A 14,436-nucleotide genomic window follows, 5' to 3' on the forward strand; every position below is an offset into this window, starting at 1 on the left:
ACACCGCCAGACGCGGCAGGCATCGCCAGCCCTTCTTTACAGCCCCACCAAGCGATAACCCACCTGCAATTCGGTGATGAAATGCTGCGGCTGCGCCGCGTCGGCCTCCAGCTTTTGCCGCAAGTGCGCCATGTGCACCCGTAGGTAGTGAGCACGATCGATGTAATCCAGGCCCCACACCTCGAGCAAGAGCTGGCGATGAGTCATGACCCGGCCTTGCCCGCGCACCAACGCGCACAGCAGACGATACTCGATAGGCGTCAGATGGACTGATTGGCCCTCGCGCCGGACCTCGTGCGTGGCCAGGTCCACTTCGATCATGCCAAACGTCACCTTGCTGGTGACGGCGGCGGTCCCGCTCTGCACATGTCGGCGCAATTGCGCGCGGATTCGTGCAAGCAACTCAGGCACGCCGAAAGGCTTGACCAGATAGTCATCGGCGCCCGCATCCAGTGCCGCCACTTTTTCCTCTTCACGGTCACGGGCCGACAGCACCAGAATCGGCACTGTCATCCAGCCTCGCAGCTCGCTGATCAATTGTTTGCCGTCGCCGTCGGGCAAGCCCAGATCGACAATGACCAGGTCCGGTTGACGGCTGGCGGCGTGGATCAGGGCGCGTTTGATGTTATCGGCCTCAAACACCTGAAAACCTTCGTCCTGCAGCGCGATACCGACGAAACGACGTATGTTGGCCTCATCCTCGACAATAAGGATCCGTGCACTGGTCATAGCGATTCCATGGAAGGCGGTTGACCCGCCGGTAGAGTGATCACAAAGCGGATCCCCGAAGTGGCCCGGGGTTGGGCCTCAATCGTTGCGCCATGAGCCTGGACAATCCGTTTTGCCAATGCCAGCCCAAGGCCGATGCCGGCAACGGCCGACTCCCGCTGCCCCCGGGTGAAGGGTTCGAACAAACTCTGAGGCGTGCTGCCCTGGGGGCAACCGGGACCGGCATCGGCCACCTCCAGCACGATACTGTCCTGCACTTGCCGGGCGGTAACCTGCACCAGTGTTCCGGCCGGCGTGTACTTCGCGGCGTTGTCCAGCAGGTTGACCAGCACTCGTTCGATCATCAGTGCATCGACCTCCACCAACGGCAACTGCGGCGACAGCGCGGTACGCACTACGTGCCGCGCCAACGGTTCGCGCAGTTGGCGTAAAGCGCTGCCAACGATCTCCTCCAATGAGTGCCATTGCCGGTTCAGGCGCACGCCGCGCTCCTGCATCCGGGCCATGTCCAACAGGTTTTCGATCAACCGCTGCATGGAACTGGCCTGATCGTGGATACCGCCCAACAACTGCGCCAGCGGTCCTGACGGTGCATGGTGCACCGCCGCATCTGCCGCGCCAATAATGGTGGTCAGTGGTGTGCGCAGGTCATGAGAGATCGCAGCCAGCAGCGTATTGCGCATGCGCTCACCCTCCATCTGCACCAGAGTGCTCTGCGCCACTTCGACGAAATGCACCCGTTCCAGCGCGATAGCCAGTTGGCTCATGCATGCCTCAAGCAAACGTTGTTCTTCAGGCTCCTTCAACCGCTCGGGTTCAGCCAGCTCAAGCACCAATACACCGCGTACGCGCATGGGTGCCCTCAACGGCAAATAGTGGCCTTGAGCGGCTGCCAGCGTATCGGTGCCCTGGCCAGCGGGTTGGCCGTGGTCGTAAACCCATTGGGCGATGCTTTCATCGAGCGGGAATGCACCGGCGCCACTGGCATGGATACCGTCCATGGCGTCCGGCAGTGCCAGCCCGACCCGTGCTTCAAACACGCCGCTGAAGGTACGCAGTGCCACCTCTGTGATTTGCTCCACCGTCAGCGCCGCCGAGAGGTCGCGCGCCAGCCTCGCCAACGACGTCGCCCGGCGCTCGCGGCCGGCGGCGGTATGAGCCTCGTGACGCAAGCGTGCCGTCAACTGACCGGTGATCAAAGCAATCCCCAGCATCAGGGCGAAGGTAAAGAAATATTGGGTATCGTTGACCGTAAACGACCAGCGTGGCTGGACGAAGAAGAAATCAAAACACAGCACCGCCAGCATCGCCGCCCAAACACCCGGACCGCGCCCATAGCGCAGGGCGACCAAGACCACCGTGAGCAAAAACAGCATGACCACGTTGGCCAGATCAAACACCTGCAACAGCAAGGCAGCCACCGCCGTGGCGATAAAACAGGCAAGACTGGCCCACAGGTATGCCGGAGCCCTGCTTGGCGGCAGCGCGGCATCCGTGTTCAGCGCCACCGCCCCCGCGACGGGCAGCGGGCCATGGGCGATGACGATCTGATCGATCTCGGGATGACGACGGCTGATACGGTCACTGATCGACTGATGCCAGAACTGCCAGACCTTGCGCGGGTAATGCCCGAGCACCAGGCGGTTGGCGTTATGTTCACGAGCAAACGCCACCAGGGTCTCGGCCACGTCCATGCCTGACGGCGTGGCCGTGTCAGCCCCGAATTCCGCGGCCAGCGCCAGGGTTTTCATCGCAGCGGCATAGCGGTTCGCCCCCGCTTCACGGCGCTGAGCCGAAGGCACATGGACGACGATCCAGTCCGCCTCAAGCTTTTGTGCCAGGCGCGCCGCTTCCCGCACCAGACGTTCATCCGAAGGGTACCCGGCCACGCCCACCAGTAAACGTTCGCGCGCGGGCCAAAGGGTGTTGATGGACCGCTCGCGGCGATAATCGCGCATCTGTGCATCGACGCGATCGGCAGTGCGCCGCAACGCCAGCTCTCGCAAGGCCAGCAAGTTGCCTTTGCGAAAGAAATGCCGGGACGCTCGCTCGGCCTGGGGTGGCAGGTAGACCTTGCCTTCCTTGAGACGACGTAACAGGTCATCGGGTGGCAAGTCGATCACCACCACTTCGTGGGCATCGTCGAACAGATGATCGGGCACGGTCTCGCGCACCCGGATACCGATGATCCCGCTGACGATATCGTTGAGGCTTTCCAGGTGCTGGACATTGAGGGTGGTCCAGACGTCGATGCCTGCGCGCAGCAGCTCTTCGACATCCTGCCAGCGTTTGGGATGACGCGAACCGGGAACGTTGCTGTGGGCCAGTTCATCCACCAGCAGCACCGCCGGCCGTCGCGCCAGCGCGGCATCCAGATCGAATTCGCTGAGGGCACACTCGCGATGCATCACGTTGTAGCGCGGCAGCAGTTCCAGCCCCGTGAGCAGTTCAGCGGTTTCCCGGCGGCCATGGGTTTCGACCACGCCAGCCACCAGGTCACGGCCCTGGGTCACTTCGCGCTGGGCGGCAATGAGCATGGCGCAGGTTTTACCCACCCCGGCATTGGAGCCGAAATAGATGCGCAATTTCCCGCGCAGGGCGGCCTGTTCGTCTTGTTGCAGCTTCTCCAGCAGCGCATCGGGATCAGGGCGGCCGTCCCGTGCAGCGGTGAACGTATCAGTTACGAGCATGGCAATCCTTTAGAACGGCACGGCGCCACACCGGGCGCCGTACAGTCAGTCCTTTCAAACCAGGCCAAGCCCGGCCAACAGCATGTCGATCACCTTGATCCCCGCGAATGGCACCAGTACGCCTCCCAGTCCATAGATCAGCAGGTTGCGATTGAGCAACGCCGCGGCGCCGATGGCTCGGTACGTCACCCCCCTGAGCGCCAGCGGGATCAGAAACACGATGATCAGGGCATTGAAGATCACCGCACTGAGAATCGCCGAGTTCGGGCTGCTCAGGTTCATCACGTTCAGGGCACCCAGTTGTGGATAGGTGGCGACGAATGCGGCCGGTACGATAGCAAAATACTTGGCCACATCGTTGGCCACGCTGAAGGTGGTCAACGCGCCGCGCGTCATGAGCATCTGTTTGCCGACCTCAACCACCTCGATCAGTTTGGTCGGGTTGCTGTCCAGATCGACCATGTTGCCCGCTTCCTTGGCGGCCTGCGTGCCACTGTTCATGGCCACCGCCACGTCCGCCTGGGCCAGTGCCGGCGCATCATTGGTGCCGTCTCCGGTCATCGCCACCAGCTTGCCCTGAGCCTGGTAGTCGCGAATCAGCTGCAGTTTGTCTTCCGGCCGGGCCTCGGCAAGAAAATCGTCAACCCCGGCTTCGACAGCAATCGCTGCCGCCGTCAGGCGGTTGTCGCCAGTGATCATGACCGTCTTGATGCCCATGCGTCGCAGTTCGGTAAAGCGCTCCTTGATGCCGCCCTTGACCACGTCCTTGAGCTCGACCACACCCAATGCCTGTGCTCCATCGCACACGACCAGCGGTGTACTGCCCCGGCGCGAGACTTCATCGACCTTGCTCTGCAAGGACGACGGAAAGCTGCCGCCCAGCGCCTCGATGTGCTGGCGAATGGCATCTGCCGCGCCCTTGCGGATGCTCCGGCCACCGGCCAGATCGACGCCGCTCATGCGGGTTTGCGCGGTGAACTGCACGAAGCTCGCCTCCAGGGCATTGAGGTCCCGCGCCCGCAGATCGAACTTCTGCTTGGCGAGCACCACAATACTGCGTCCTTCCGGCGTTTCGTCGGCCAGCGAGGCCAACTGCGCGGCGTCCGCCAGTTCCGATTCCTTGACCCCGGGCGCCGGCAGGAAACTGCTGGCCTGGCGATTCCCCAAGGTAATGGTGCCGGTCTTGTCCAGCAGCAGGACGTCAACATCACCCGCCGCTTCTACGGCGCGCCCGGAGGTGGCAATGACGTTGGCCGACATCATCCGGCTCATGCCCGCCACACCAATCGCCGACAGCAGGCCACCAATGGTCGTCGGGATCAGGCAGACCAACAGCGCCACCAGTACCGTTGCGCTGACCACGTCGCCACCGCTCATGCCCACCGCGAACAACGAATACGGGCCCAGGGTCACGATCACCAGCAAAAACAGAAAGGTCAGGCCGACCAGCAGAATGGTCAGCGCCACTTCGTTGGGCGTCTTCTGGCGTTTCGCGGATTCGACCATGGTAATCATGCGATCCAGAAACGACTCGCCGGGATTGACACTGATACGCACCACCAGCCAGTCCGAAAGCACTTTTGTGCCGCCGGTGACCGATGAAAAGTCACCGCCCGCTTCACGTATCACCGGTGCCGACTCCCCGGTAATCGCGCTTTCATCCACCGACGCCACGCCTTCGATCACCACCCCATCGAGGGGCACCAGATCGCCGGCCTCAATCAACACCACGGCGTCCTTGAGCAGTTCGCTGGAAGGCACCGGCCTCCAGGTGGAACCGTGCCTGGGTTGCTGCATCAGCTTGGCCAGGGTCTGGCGCTTCATCCCGCGCAGGCTGGCCGCCTGGGCCCGACTGCGCCCCTCGGCAAGGGCTTCGGCGAAGTTGGCAAACAACACGGTGAACCACAGCCACAAGGTGATGCAGAGAATGAAACCACTGGGGGCTTCTCCCTTGCCGACCAGCGACTGCACCCACAACAACGTGGTGAGGATGCTGCCCAGGTACACCACAAACATCACCGGGTTCTTCCACTGCGCCTGGGGCAGCAATTTCCTGAAAGCATCCAGGCACGCCGTGAGCAACAACCCACGGTCAAACAAAGGCAAACGAGCTTGCTTACTCATGGTTGTTTCTCTTACTCACTGGCCGCAAGGGGTGGCTGATGCGCAGGTTTCAAAGCATCCAGCGCAAGGTTGAGTTGCAGCACATTGACCCGGGGCTCGCCGAGCAAGCCAAAGGTGCGTTGCTCGGTGTGAGCGTTCACCAACTTCAACAGATCGGCTTCCGGCAGGTGACGCAGGCGTGCGACGCGCGATACCTGGATCTGTGCGTTGGCCACCGAAATGTGTGGGTCCAGGCCTGAAGCCGACGAAGTGACCGCATCCACCGGCACCTGCGCATCGGCTGCCAGACCGTTCTGCTGGCGGTAGGCATCGACGCGCAGGGCTACGGCGTCGATCAACTTCTGGCTGGTCGGGCCAAGGTTGCTGGCGCCACTGGAACCGGCGTTGTACGGCTGGGCCACGCTCTTGCTCGGGTCCAGCGGGTCGGCGCCGAGGGTCATGCTCGGGCGCCCCTGGAAATACTCCGCACGAGTGAAGTGCTGGCCAATCACCGCCGAACCGATCACTAACCCGTCCCGTTCAACCAGACTGCCCCGAGCCTGAAACGGGAACAGCACGTTGGCCACTAGCGTGGTGAACAACGGATACGCCAGCCCGGTCAGCAACATGAAGAACGCCGCCGAAATCAGCACCGGGCGCAACAGGCCGACAAACAGAAACGGCATCTTGGTTTGGGTTTGTACTTGAGTCATCACAGCCCCCTCACTTGTAGGTCTGGCCGGTCAGCAACTGCAGTTGCTCGACCAGCGGGCCGAGCGCGAGCGCCGGCAGGAAAGTCAGGCCGCCCACCACCAACACCACGAACACCACCAGGAACATGAACAGCGGAGTGGCGGTCGGGATGGTGCCGGCACCGGCCGGGATGTTCTTTTTCATGGCCAGGGAGCCGGCGACTGCAAGCATCGGCAACATGGTGAAGAAACGTCCAAGCAACATGGCCAGACCGATGGTGGTGTTGAAGAACGGCGTGTTGGCATTCAGCCCGGCGAACGCCGAACCGTTGTTGGCCGTACCCGAGGTGTAGGCATACAACACCTCGCTGAAACCATGGGGTCCCTGGTTGTTGAGGCTGTTGAGGGTGTCGGGCCAGAGTGCCGCCAAAGCGGTGAAACCAAGAATGCAGACGGGATGTGCCAGCACCGAGAGCATGACCAGCTTGATCTCCCGTGCCTCGATCTTCTTGCCGAGGAATTCCGGGCTGCGCCCGATCATCATGCCTACCAGAAACACCGTCAGCAGTGCGTACTGGATCAGGTTGATAAAGCCCACGCCGTCGCCACCGAACACGCAGTTGAGCATCATCTGCGCCAGCGGTACGAAGCCACCCATCGGCGTCAGCGAATCATGCATGGCGTTCACCGAGCCGGTGGTGGCGCCGGTGGTGGTGGTCACAAACAGGCTGGTGTCAGCAATCCCGAAACGCAGCTCTTTGCCCTCCATGTTGCCGCCACTCTGGGTCGCCGACAGCACCTGGTCCGCGCCCACTCGGGTCAACAGCGGGTTGCCACTTTGTTCGGCGGTGTAAACGATGCTCAGAAAACCGACGAACATCACCAGGAACGTGCCAAAGAACACCCAGCCCTGACGCCGACGCATCAGCATGCTGCCGAAGGTGTATGTCAGCGCTGACGGGATCAGCAGCATGCTGAGGATGTGCAGCATGTTGGTCAGCGGGGTCGGGTTCTCGAACGGGTGCGCGGCGTTCATGCTGAAGAAGCCGCCGCCGTTCGTGCCGATGTGCTTGATGGACTCAAAGCTCGCCACCGCCCCGACGATCAATTGCTGTTGCGCGCCCTCCAGTGTGGTGGCCAGGGCCTCGGAACTCAGGGTTTGTGGCATGCCTTGCCAGACATACACCAGCGCCATGCCAAAACACAGCGGCAGCATCACCCGGTACAGCATGCGGGTGAAGTCCACCCAGTAGTTTCCGATGTCAGCGGCGTTCGACCGACTGAGGCCGCGAATGAAACCCGCCGCAGCCACAACGCCCGCCGTTGCGCCGACGAACATCAGGAAGGTAATGACCGCCATCTGGCTGAAGTTGGACAGGCTGGTTTCACCTGAATACGCCTGCCAGTTGGTGTTGGTGATAAATGACGCCGCGGTATTGAACGCCAGATCCGGTGTTTGCGCGCTCAGCTCCAAAGGGTTGAGTGGCATGAAACCTTGCAGGCGCAACACGATATAACCCAGCAACATCATGGCCGCGTTCGACAGCAACAGGGCCGAGCCGTAACGTGCCCAGTCCATGGTCTCGGCCGGATCAATCCCCAGCAAACGATAGGTAGCGCGCTCCGCCAAGGCATGGTTGCGTCCGGTAAATACCCGCGTCAGCCACTTCCCCATCAAGATGGCGAGCCCGGTCATCAACCCGAGAATCACCGCAAATTCCAGCATAGTGCTCAACATGTCGATGCTCCGTTCAAATCTTGCCCATGGCGACGATGACCATGGCGGTCGCAGCAAAAAACACCACGCTAACCCCTATGAAAATCAGGTCGTACATTGCCGGTTTCCTTTCTCAAGACCGCCCTCGCGGGCGAGTAAAAACGCCTTTACCGCAATGACTGTGGCCATCAAAACTGCTCTGCACGGATAAGGGCGTAACCCAGGTAGGCGAACAACAGGGCGGCGCACAGGCCGCTGGCGATGTAAATGAACTCGAGTGTTAACAAGACAGCTCCCCCTGACTAAACGAAGGCACCCGCAATCGGGTCCCGGTAGAGCGCGCCAGACTAAAAAAACCACTGATTACGCGCTCTTATCTGCGCCGTAGAGGTTAAGTGAGGGGGTATCAAGGTCAGACACTGATTGGGGGCAGCGGTATTAAGACGGCGTATAGATCGGGCGAAACGGACGGTGTGTGAGGGCGTGATGCGGGGCATAAACGGCAGCAACGAACGGGCACTGTGAGGTGCCCGTTCCGGGCTTGCTCATCAGGATCTTAACGGCAGCCAGATTTCCAGTGTTCCGGTTTTAAGCCTGGGGTTGAAGTCTTCGCTGTAGCGTTCGAATTCGGGGGCGTCCGCCGCTTGATGCCCGGACTGGGGCAGCCAGGTATCGCAGATATAGCGAAAGGTCTGCGACAGGGATTCCAGCGGCCCTTTATGCTCGAACACCGCGTAATACTGCGGCTGAATTTCAACCCAGCGGTATTGCTCGGGCAAATCGTCGAGTTTGCTGATCTCGACACCGGCAATGTAATCAAAGCCACCCTTGCCATCGAAATTGCAGCAGACGCCGTAGGTGACTTCACCCTTTTGACCCGGCACGTTGCCGATGTGGGGACTGAATTTTTCCCAGAGCGCGGGAATGCCTGCGGTGGTCTGCTGGGTGAAGGGAGCGCCAAGCCCTGCAATCAGCAGGAAGTGCCCGTGTTCGAAGCGCGGTTCCAACAATTCGACGCTTTTTTGCTCATCCATGACTCGACTCCTGGAAGGAAAAAGGGGTTCGGCTGGGAGTATAGAAGCCAAACCCGTTTCGCCCACTTACAGCGCGTGCAACTGCTCGACGGCGGCCGCACCGACAAACTCGTTGTAGCCGGAAAGGATCACGTACACCGCGAAATAGCAGAAGATCGCCGCAGATGCCATGTAGGAGTACCGCAGCAGCTTGTCGCCGAGCAACTTGCCGCCATGGCTCGCGGCAAAGCACAGGCCGGCGGACCAGAGCAAACCGGCACAGAGGAAACCGCCGAGGAACAGCGCCGAACTGAGCGGCCCACCGCCACCAGAACGGGCGATCAACGTGCCGCCCACGGCGGCAAACCAGAGAATCGCGCTGGGCGAGGACATGGCGAGGAAGATCCCGCGAAAAAACTCTTTGCGATGGGAGTTCTGCCCCACCTCGACCGTTTCGGCCATCAACGCTTCATGGTGGATCGCCGAATAAATCATCTTCGCCGCGAAATACACCAGCAATGCCGAACCGCCGATCCACAGCACCCAACGCACGGTTTCGTACTGCAGCAAAACCGTCATGCCCGCCAGCGCCAGCACCGCGTAGATCAGGTCGCCGACGCAGGTCCCCAGGCCCAGAGCAAAGCCTTGAAAATAGCCGCGCTGCATCGCCAGGGTGATCATGGCGATATTGGCCACGCCAATGTCCAGGCACAGCGAAAGGCTCAGCAAAAAGCCACTGGTGAATTCCATCGTTCCAGTTCCTTCGGAAAAATTTGTTTACATGGAGGCTGGACATTCTGCCACAGCAGACCGTAAATTCCGCACCAGGTCACCGCAGTGACCAGCGTCGCTCGGACGGTTCCGGGCGCTTACGTTATCCGAGGCAACAATGGCCGAACAAGGTTCGCCGCGCCGCTTTGCGCGCATAGATCGACTCCCTCCTTACGTGTTCAACATCACCGCCGAGCTGAAGATGGCCGCCCGTCGCCGTGGCGAAGACATCATCGACTTGAGCATGGGCAACCCCGACGGCGCCACGCCGCCGCACATCGTCGAGAAACTGGTGACCGTCGCCCAGCGCGAAGACACCCATGGCTACTCGACGTCCAAGGGTATTCCGCGCCTGCGCCGGGCGATTTCCAACTGGTACAAGGATCGCTACGAGGTCGACATCGACCCGGAAACCGAAGCCATTGTCACCATCGGCTCCAAGGAAGGCCTGGCGCATTTGATGCTGGCGACCCTCGACCAGGGCGACACCGTGCTGGTACCGAACCCCAGCTACCCGATTCACATCTACGGTGCCGTGATTGCCGGCGCCCAGGTGCGCTCAGTGCCGCTGGTGCCGGGCGTGGATTTCTTCGCCGAACTGGAACGGGCTATCCGGGGTTCGATTCCGAAGCCGAAAATGATGATCCTCGGCTTCCCGTCCAACCCCACCGCACAATGTGTGGAACTGGATTTCTTCGAACGGGTGATCGCACTCGCCAAGCAGTACGACGTGCTGGTGGTGCATGACCTGGCCTACGCCGACATCGTCTACGACGGCTGGAAAGCCCCGTCGATCATGCAGGTGCCGGGCGCCAAGGACATTGCGGTGGAGTTTTTCACCCTGTCCAAGAGCTACAACATGGCGGGCTGGCGCATCGGCTTCATGGTCGGCAACCCGGAACTGGTCAACGCCCTGGCGCGGATCAAGAGTTATCACGACTACGGCACCTTCACCCCACTGCAAGTCGCGGCAATTGCGGCGCTCGAAGGCGACCAGCAATGCGTGCTCGATATCGCCGAGCAGTACCGCCAGCGCCGTAACGTGTTGGTCAAAGGCCTGCATGAGCTGGGCTGGATGGTCGAGAATCCAAAGGCGTCGATGTACGTCTGGGCCAAGATTCCCGAGGCTTATGCCCATCTGGGTTCGCTGGAGTTCGCCAAGAAACTGCTGGCCGAAGCCAAGGTCTGTGTCTCGCCAGGCGTGGGCTTTGGTGAGTACGGGGACGATCACGTGCGCTTCGCGCTGATCGAAAACCAGGACCGGATTCGTCAGGCCGTGCGCGGGATTCGCGGGATGTTCCGGGCCGATGGGTTGATCGCCAAATCCAGCGCCTGACAGAAAACCCTGTAGGAGCGAGCCTGCTCGCGATGGTGGGTCAGTTAACGTGTACGCAGCTGACACACCTTCGCGAGCTCGCTCCTACAAATAAATCACCCACAAAAAAACCGCATCGCTGCGGTTTTTTTGTGTCTGGCGTTTAGCTTAAACGAACAACGACAACAGCAGAATGAAGCCCAGGCCCACCACCGACAGGATGGTTTCCATTGCGGTCCAGGTCTTGAAGGTTTCTGCCACGGTCATGTTGAAGTACTGCTTGACCAGCCAGAAACCGGCGTCGTTGACGTGGGACAGGATCAACGAACCGGCACCGGTGGCCAGCACCAGCAGCTCACGGTTCACGCCTGGAATCATCCCCACCACCGGCACCACGATGCCCGCGCCAGTGATGGTCGCCACGGTCGCCGAACCGGTCGCGATGCGGATCACCGCCGCCACCAGCCACGCCAGCAGGATCGGCGAGATCTGTGCGTTCACCGCCATGTGGCCGATCACGTCACCCACACCGCTGGTCACCAGCATCTGCTTGAAGCCACCGCCGGCACCGATGATCAGAATGATCGCGGCGGTCGGCGCGAGGCTCGCGTCCAGCCATTTCATCATTTGGCTGGAACCGATGCCCTGCTTGTAGCCGAAGGTGTAAAGCGACAGCAGCAAGGCCAGCAGCAAGGCCGAGATCGGGTGACCGATCAGGTCCATGAAGGTGCGGAAGAAGTTGCCATCGGGCAGCACCACGTCGGCAAAGGTCTTGAGCAGCATCAGGAACACTGGCAGCAGCACGGTCACCAACGTGATGCCGAAGCTCGGCAGTTCAGCCGAATCGGTTTCGCGTGCCAGTTGATCCACCAGCTCCTGGTTCGGATGGCCAGGGATGTGCTTGGCAATGAACGTACCGTAGATCGGGCCGGCAATGATCGCGGTAGGCAGCGCCACGATCAGGCCATACAGAATGGTTTTACCGATGTCGGCGCCGAACACGCCGATCGCCAGCAGCGGACCCGGGTGCGGCGGTACCAGGCCGTGGACTGCGGACAGACCAGCCAGCAGCGGGATGCCGATCTTGATGATCGACACGCCGGTACGCCGGGCAACGATGAACACCAGCGGAATCAGCAACACGAAGCCGATTTCGAAGAACAGCGGGATGCCCACCAGGAACGCGGCAAACATCATTGCCCACTGAACTTTGTCCTTGCCGAAGGCGCGGATCAGGGTCTGGGCGATCTGGTCCGCCCCGCCCGACTCGGCCATCATTTTGCCGAGCATGGTGCCCAGCGCGAGGATGATCCCGACGAAACCGAGCACGCCACCGAAGCCGTCCTGGAACGCCTTGATGATGGTGCCGATCGGCATGCCGGAGGTCAGCCCGAGGAAGGCTGCGGCGATGATCAGGGCAAGAAAGGGATGCAACTTGAACTGGGTGATCAGAACGATAAGCCCGATCACCGTGACCACTGCATCGAGCAGCAGGAACGTCTCGTGGGACATGCCAAACATTAGGGGTGTCTCCTGGTTGTTGTTGTTATTGAAGCGGGTAATTCGAAAGCCATAAGGACAGCGCTATCTCTAAAAGCAAAATTAGCCGGCACGCTTCAGGCCGTGCCCGAGCCACCAGCGGTGCGCCTGCACGGCCAACTCATCGACACTGTGGGTCGACGCATCGAGGGCCAGGGTCAAGGGCTCGCCGACGGGGGACTCGAGGGTGGCGAACTGGCTGTCGATCAAGGTCGACGGCATGAAGTGGCCCGGCCGGTGGGAGACACGGTCGGCAGCGACTTCCGGAGTCAGTTCAAGGAATACAAAACCCAGGCCCGGCAAGGCATTGCGCAGGCGTTCGCGGTAAATGTGCTTGAGCGCCGAGCACGTCAGCACCGGGCGCTGGCCCAGGGCGTCGACGCGACGCAACTCATCGCACAGGCTGTCGAGCCAGCCGGCACGGTCTTCATCATTCAGGGGGATACCCGCGCTCATCTTTTCGATATTGGCGGCAGGGTGAAAAGAGTCGCCTTCAATGGCAGTGGCGCCGCTGAGCTGGCACAGGGCTTCGCTGACGCAGGTCTTGCCGCAACCGGCAACGCCCATGATGACCAGGGCGGTGATGGAATGATTCATGTAACACCTCAGCGCGCAGACAGCGCTACCTTTGCCAGTTATGACACTAGACCAAAAGTAGAGGTTGCCGACGCCTTCTTGTCATTTTTGTGGGTTGCAGCATGTTCGTTCCCAACGCCAAAAAGCGAGGATCAGGCAAACCCTCGCTCACGCATTTGCAGCTGCATCGAGACAGCGCTACCTTAGTGCCTTGAATTTTGTTTGGCAAGCCATCGATGACCTCAACCAAAAACGATAAAAACACACGAACCACTGGCCGCCCTACCCTGAACGAAGTTGCCCGCCTGGCGGGTGTCAGTCCGATTACCGCTTCGCGCGCCCTGCGCGGCGTCAGCACTGTGGCCGCCGAACTGGTGGAAAAAGTCCAGAAAGCGGCGCTTGAACTGAATTATGTGGTCAACCCCGCTGCCCGCGCCCTGGCCTCGGCCCAGAGCCATTCGGTGGTGGTGTTGGTGCCGTCGTTGTCCAACCTGCTGTTCATTGACACCCTGGAAGCCATTCATCGGGTGTTGCGCCCCAAGGGCTTCGAAGTGCTGATCGGCAACTTCCACTATTCCCGCGACGAAGAAGAAAACCTGCTGCGCAACTACATGGCCTACCAGCCGCGCGGCTTGCTGCTGACCGGTTTCGACCGCACTGAAAGTTCGCGGCGGATGATCGAAGCGAGCAACATTCCCTGCGTCTACATGATGGAGCTCGACAGCGCCGCCGGAGTCAATTGCGTAGGCTTTTCACAACTGGCTGCCGGCGAAACGGCGGCCGAACACCTGCTGTCCCGCGGGCGCAAGCGCCTGGCCTACATCGGTGCGCAACTCGACCAGCGCACGCTGCTGCGCGGCGAAGGTTTCCGCAAGGCCCTGCAAAAGGCCGGTTTGTATGACCCGGACCTGGAAGTGCTGACGCCACGCGCCTCCTCGGTCGGCCTGGGCGGCGAACTGTTTCTGCAACTGCTCGCCAGTCACCCCGATGTCGATGCGATTTTCTTCGGCAACGACGACTTGGCCCAGGGTGCATTGCTCGAAGCCATGCGCTGCGGGATCAAGATCCCCGGGCAGGTGGCGATTCTCGGCTTCAACGACCTGCCCATGTCGGAACACATGGTCCCGCGCCTGAGCAGCATCAACACCCCGCGCGAGGCAATCGGTCGTCGTGCGGCAGAGCAGATGCTGACGTTGATGGCCGGCAACACCGTGGCCAAACCGGTGCAGGACATGGGGTTTGAGTTGAAGGTGCGCGAGAGTACTTAATATTCCCTACGGGGACACGGATC

General features: G+C 61.0%; 12 protein-coding genes. 2 read left to right on the forward strand and 10 right to left on the reverse strand.

Annotated features, from left to right (window positions below; genetic code table 11):
* Window positions 1-36: 36 nt before the first annotated feature.
* The 8 genes from BLV61_RS09725 to BLV61_RS09760 form a co-directional block, all read right to left on the reverse strand.
* Entirely contained in the window at window positions 37-729 is a 693-nt protein-coding gene (locus tag BLV61_RS09725; RefSeq protein WP_090464518.1) for a response regulator, read from the reverse strand.
* Entirely contained in the window at window positions 726-3,419 is a 2,694-nt protein-coding gene (locus BLV61_RS09730; RefSeq protein WP_090464521.1) for a sensor histidine kinase, read from the reverse strand. The genes BLV61_RS09725 and BLV61_RS09730 overlap by 4 nt, the downstream gene beginning before the upstream one ends.
* A 54-nt stretch (window positions 3,420-3,473) precedes the next feature.
* The gene (kdpB, locus tag BLV61_RS09735) at window positions 3,474-5,543 is read right to left on the reverse strand and encodes a potassium-transporting ATPase subunit KdpB (protein WP_090464524.1); all 2,070 of its coding nucleotides are present in this window, start codon (window positions 5,541-5,543) and stop codon (window positions 3,474-3,476) included.
* 11 nt (window positions 5,544-5,554) lie between these two features.
* Window positions 5,555-6,235, reverse strand: a complete 681-nt coding sequence (gene kdpC, locus BLV61_RS09740) for a K(+)-transporting ATPase subunit C (RefSeq protein ID WP_052193616.1) — start codon at window positions 6,233-6,235, stop codon at window positions 5,555-5,557.
* Window positions 6,236-6,245: 10 nt separating this feature from the next.
* A complete protein-coding gene (gene kdpA, locus BLV61_RS09745) occupies window positions 6,246-7,952 on the reverse strand; it encodes a potassium-transporting ATPase subunit KdpA (protein WP_090464527.1) in 1,707 nt (568 codons plus the stop codon).
* Window positions 7,953-8,119: 167 nt separating this feature from the next.
* Complete coding sequence (gene kdpF, locus BLV61_RS09750; RefSeq protein ID WP_047532421.1) at window positions 8,120-8,218, reverse strand: K(+)-transporting ATPase subunit F; 99 nt, start codon at window positions 8,216-8,218, stop codon at window positions 8,120-8,122.
* A gap of 261 nt (window positions 8,219-8,479) precedes the next feature.
* Window positions 8,480-8,965, reverse strand: a complete 486-nt coding sequence (locus tag BLV61_RS09755; protein WP_047532422.1) for a GyrI-like domain-containing protein — start codon at window positions 8,963-8,965, stop codon at window positions 8,480-8,482.
* A gap of 66 nt (window positions 8,966-9,031) precedes the next feature.
* Window positions 9,032-9,694, reverse strand: coding sequence for a LysE family translocator (locus tag BLV61_RS09760; protein ID WP_090464530.1), 663 nt, complete (start codon window positions 9,692-9,694; stop codon window positions 9,032-9,034).
* A 139-nt stretch (window positions 9,695-9,833) separates the two neighbouring features.
* Here BLV61_RS09760 and alaC point away from each other — a divergent pair, with 139 nt between their 5' ends.
* The gene (gene alaC, locus BLV61_RS09765; protein ID WP_047532424.1) at window positions 9,834-11,051 is read left to right on the forward strand and encodes an alanine transaminase; all 1,218 of its coding nucleotides are present in this window, start codon (window positions 9,834-9,836) and stop codon (window positions 11,049-11,051) included.
* Between the two features lie 147 nt (window positions 11,052-11,198).
* Here alaC and BLV61_RS09770 read toward each other — a convergent pair whose 3' ends face one another.
* The gene (locus tag BLV61_RS09770) at window positions 11,199-12,551 is read right to left on the reverse strand and encodes a GntP family permease (protein WP_090464533.1); all 1,353 of its coding nucleotides are present in this window, start codon (window positions 12,549-12,551) and stop codon (window positions 11,199-11,201) included.
* An 81-nt stretch (window positions 12,552-12,632) separates the two neighbouring features.
* Complete coding sequence (locus BLV61_RS09775) at window positions 12,633-13,166, reverse strand: gluconokinase (RefSeq protein ID WP_090464537.1); 534 nt, start codon at window positions 13,164-13,166, stop codon at window positions 12,633-12,635.
* Between the two features lie 215 nt (window positions 13,167-13,381).
* On the opposite strand from BLV61_RS09775, the gene gntR reads away from it, so the two are divergent.
* Window positions 13,382-14,413 (forward strand): HTH-type transcriptional regulator GntR, encoded by a 1,032-nt coding sequence (gene gntR / locus BLV61_RS09780; RefSeq protein ID WP_090464540.1) that lies wholly within the window; start codon window positions 13,382-13,384, stop codon window positions 14,411-14,413.
* Window positions 14,414-14,436: the final 23 nt, after the last annotated feature.

The organism is Pseudomonas mohnii (genome assembly GCF_900105115.1).
In the GTDB taxonomy this organism is placed as follows: domain Bacteria; phylum Pseudomonadota; class Gammaproteobacteria; order Pseudomonadales; family Pseudomonadaceae; genus Aquipseudomonas; species Aquipseudomonas mohnii.

What these genes read in the sequence shown, in the direction of transcription:
- BLV61_RS09725 (WP_090464518.1), bottom strand. Translation starts at nt 729, where the DNA reads ATGACCAGTGCACGGATCCTTATTGTCGAGGATGAGGCCAACATACGT.
- BLV61_RS09730 (WP_090464521.1), bottom strand. Translation starts at nt 3,419, where the DNA reads ATGCTCGTAACTGATACGTTCACCGCTGCACGGGACGGCCGCCCTGAT.
- kdpB (WP_090464524.1), bottom strand. Translation starts at nt 5,543, where the DNA reads ATGAGTAAGCAAGCTCGTTTGCCTTTGTTTGACCGTGGGTTGTTGCTC.
- kdpC (WP_052193616.1), bottom strand. Translation starts at nt 6,235, where the DNA reads ATGACTCAAGTACAAACCCAAACCAAGATGCCGTTTCTGTTTGTCGGC.
- kdpA (WP_090464527.1), bottom strand. Translation starts at nt 7,952, where the DNA reads ATGTTGAGCACTATGCTGGAATTTGCGGTGATTCTCGGGTTGATGACC.
- BLV61_RS09755 (WP_047532422.1), bottom strand. Translation starts at nt 8,965, where the DNA reads ATGGATGAGCAAAAAAGCGTCGAATTGTTGGAACCGCGCTTCGAACAC.
- BLV61_RS09760 (WP_090464530.1), bottom strand. Translation starts at nt 9,694, where the DNA reads ATGGAATTCACCAGTGGCTTTTTGCTGAGCCTTTCGCTGTGCCTGGAC.
- alaC (WP_047532424.1), top strand. Translation starts at nt 9,834, where the DNA reads ATGGCCGAACAAGGTTCGCCGCGCCGCTTTGCGCGCATAGATCGACTC.
- BLV61_RS09770 (WP_090464533.1), bottom strand. Translation starts at nt 12,551, where the DNA reads ATGTTTGGCATGTCCCACGAGACGTTCCTGCTGCTCGATGCAGTGGTC.
- BLV61_RS09775 (WP_090464537.1), bottom strand. Translation starts at nt 13,166, where the DNA reads ATGAATCATTCCATCACCGCCCTGGTCATCATGGGCGTTGCCGGTTGC.
- gntR (WP_090464540.1), top strand. Translation starts at nt 13,382, where the DNA reads ATGACCTCAACCAAAAACGATAAAAACACACGAACCACTGGCCGCCCT.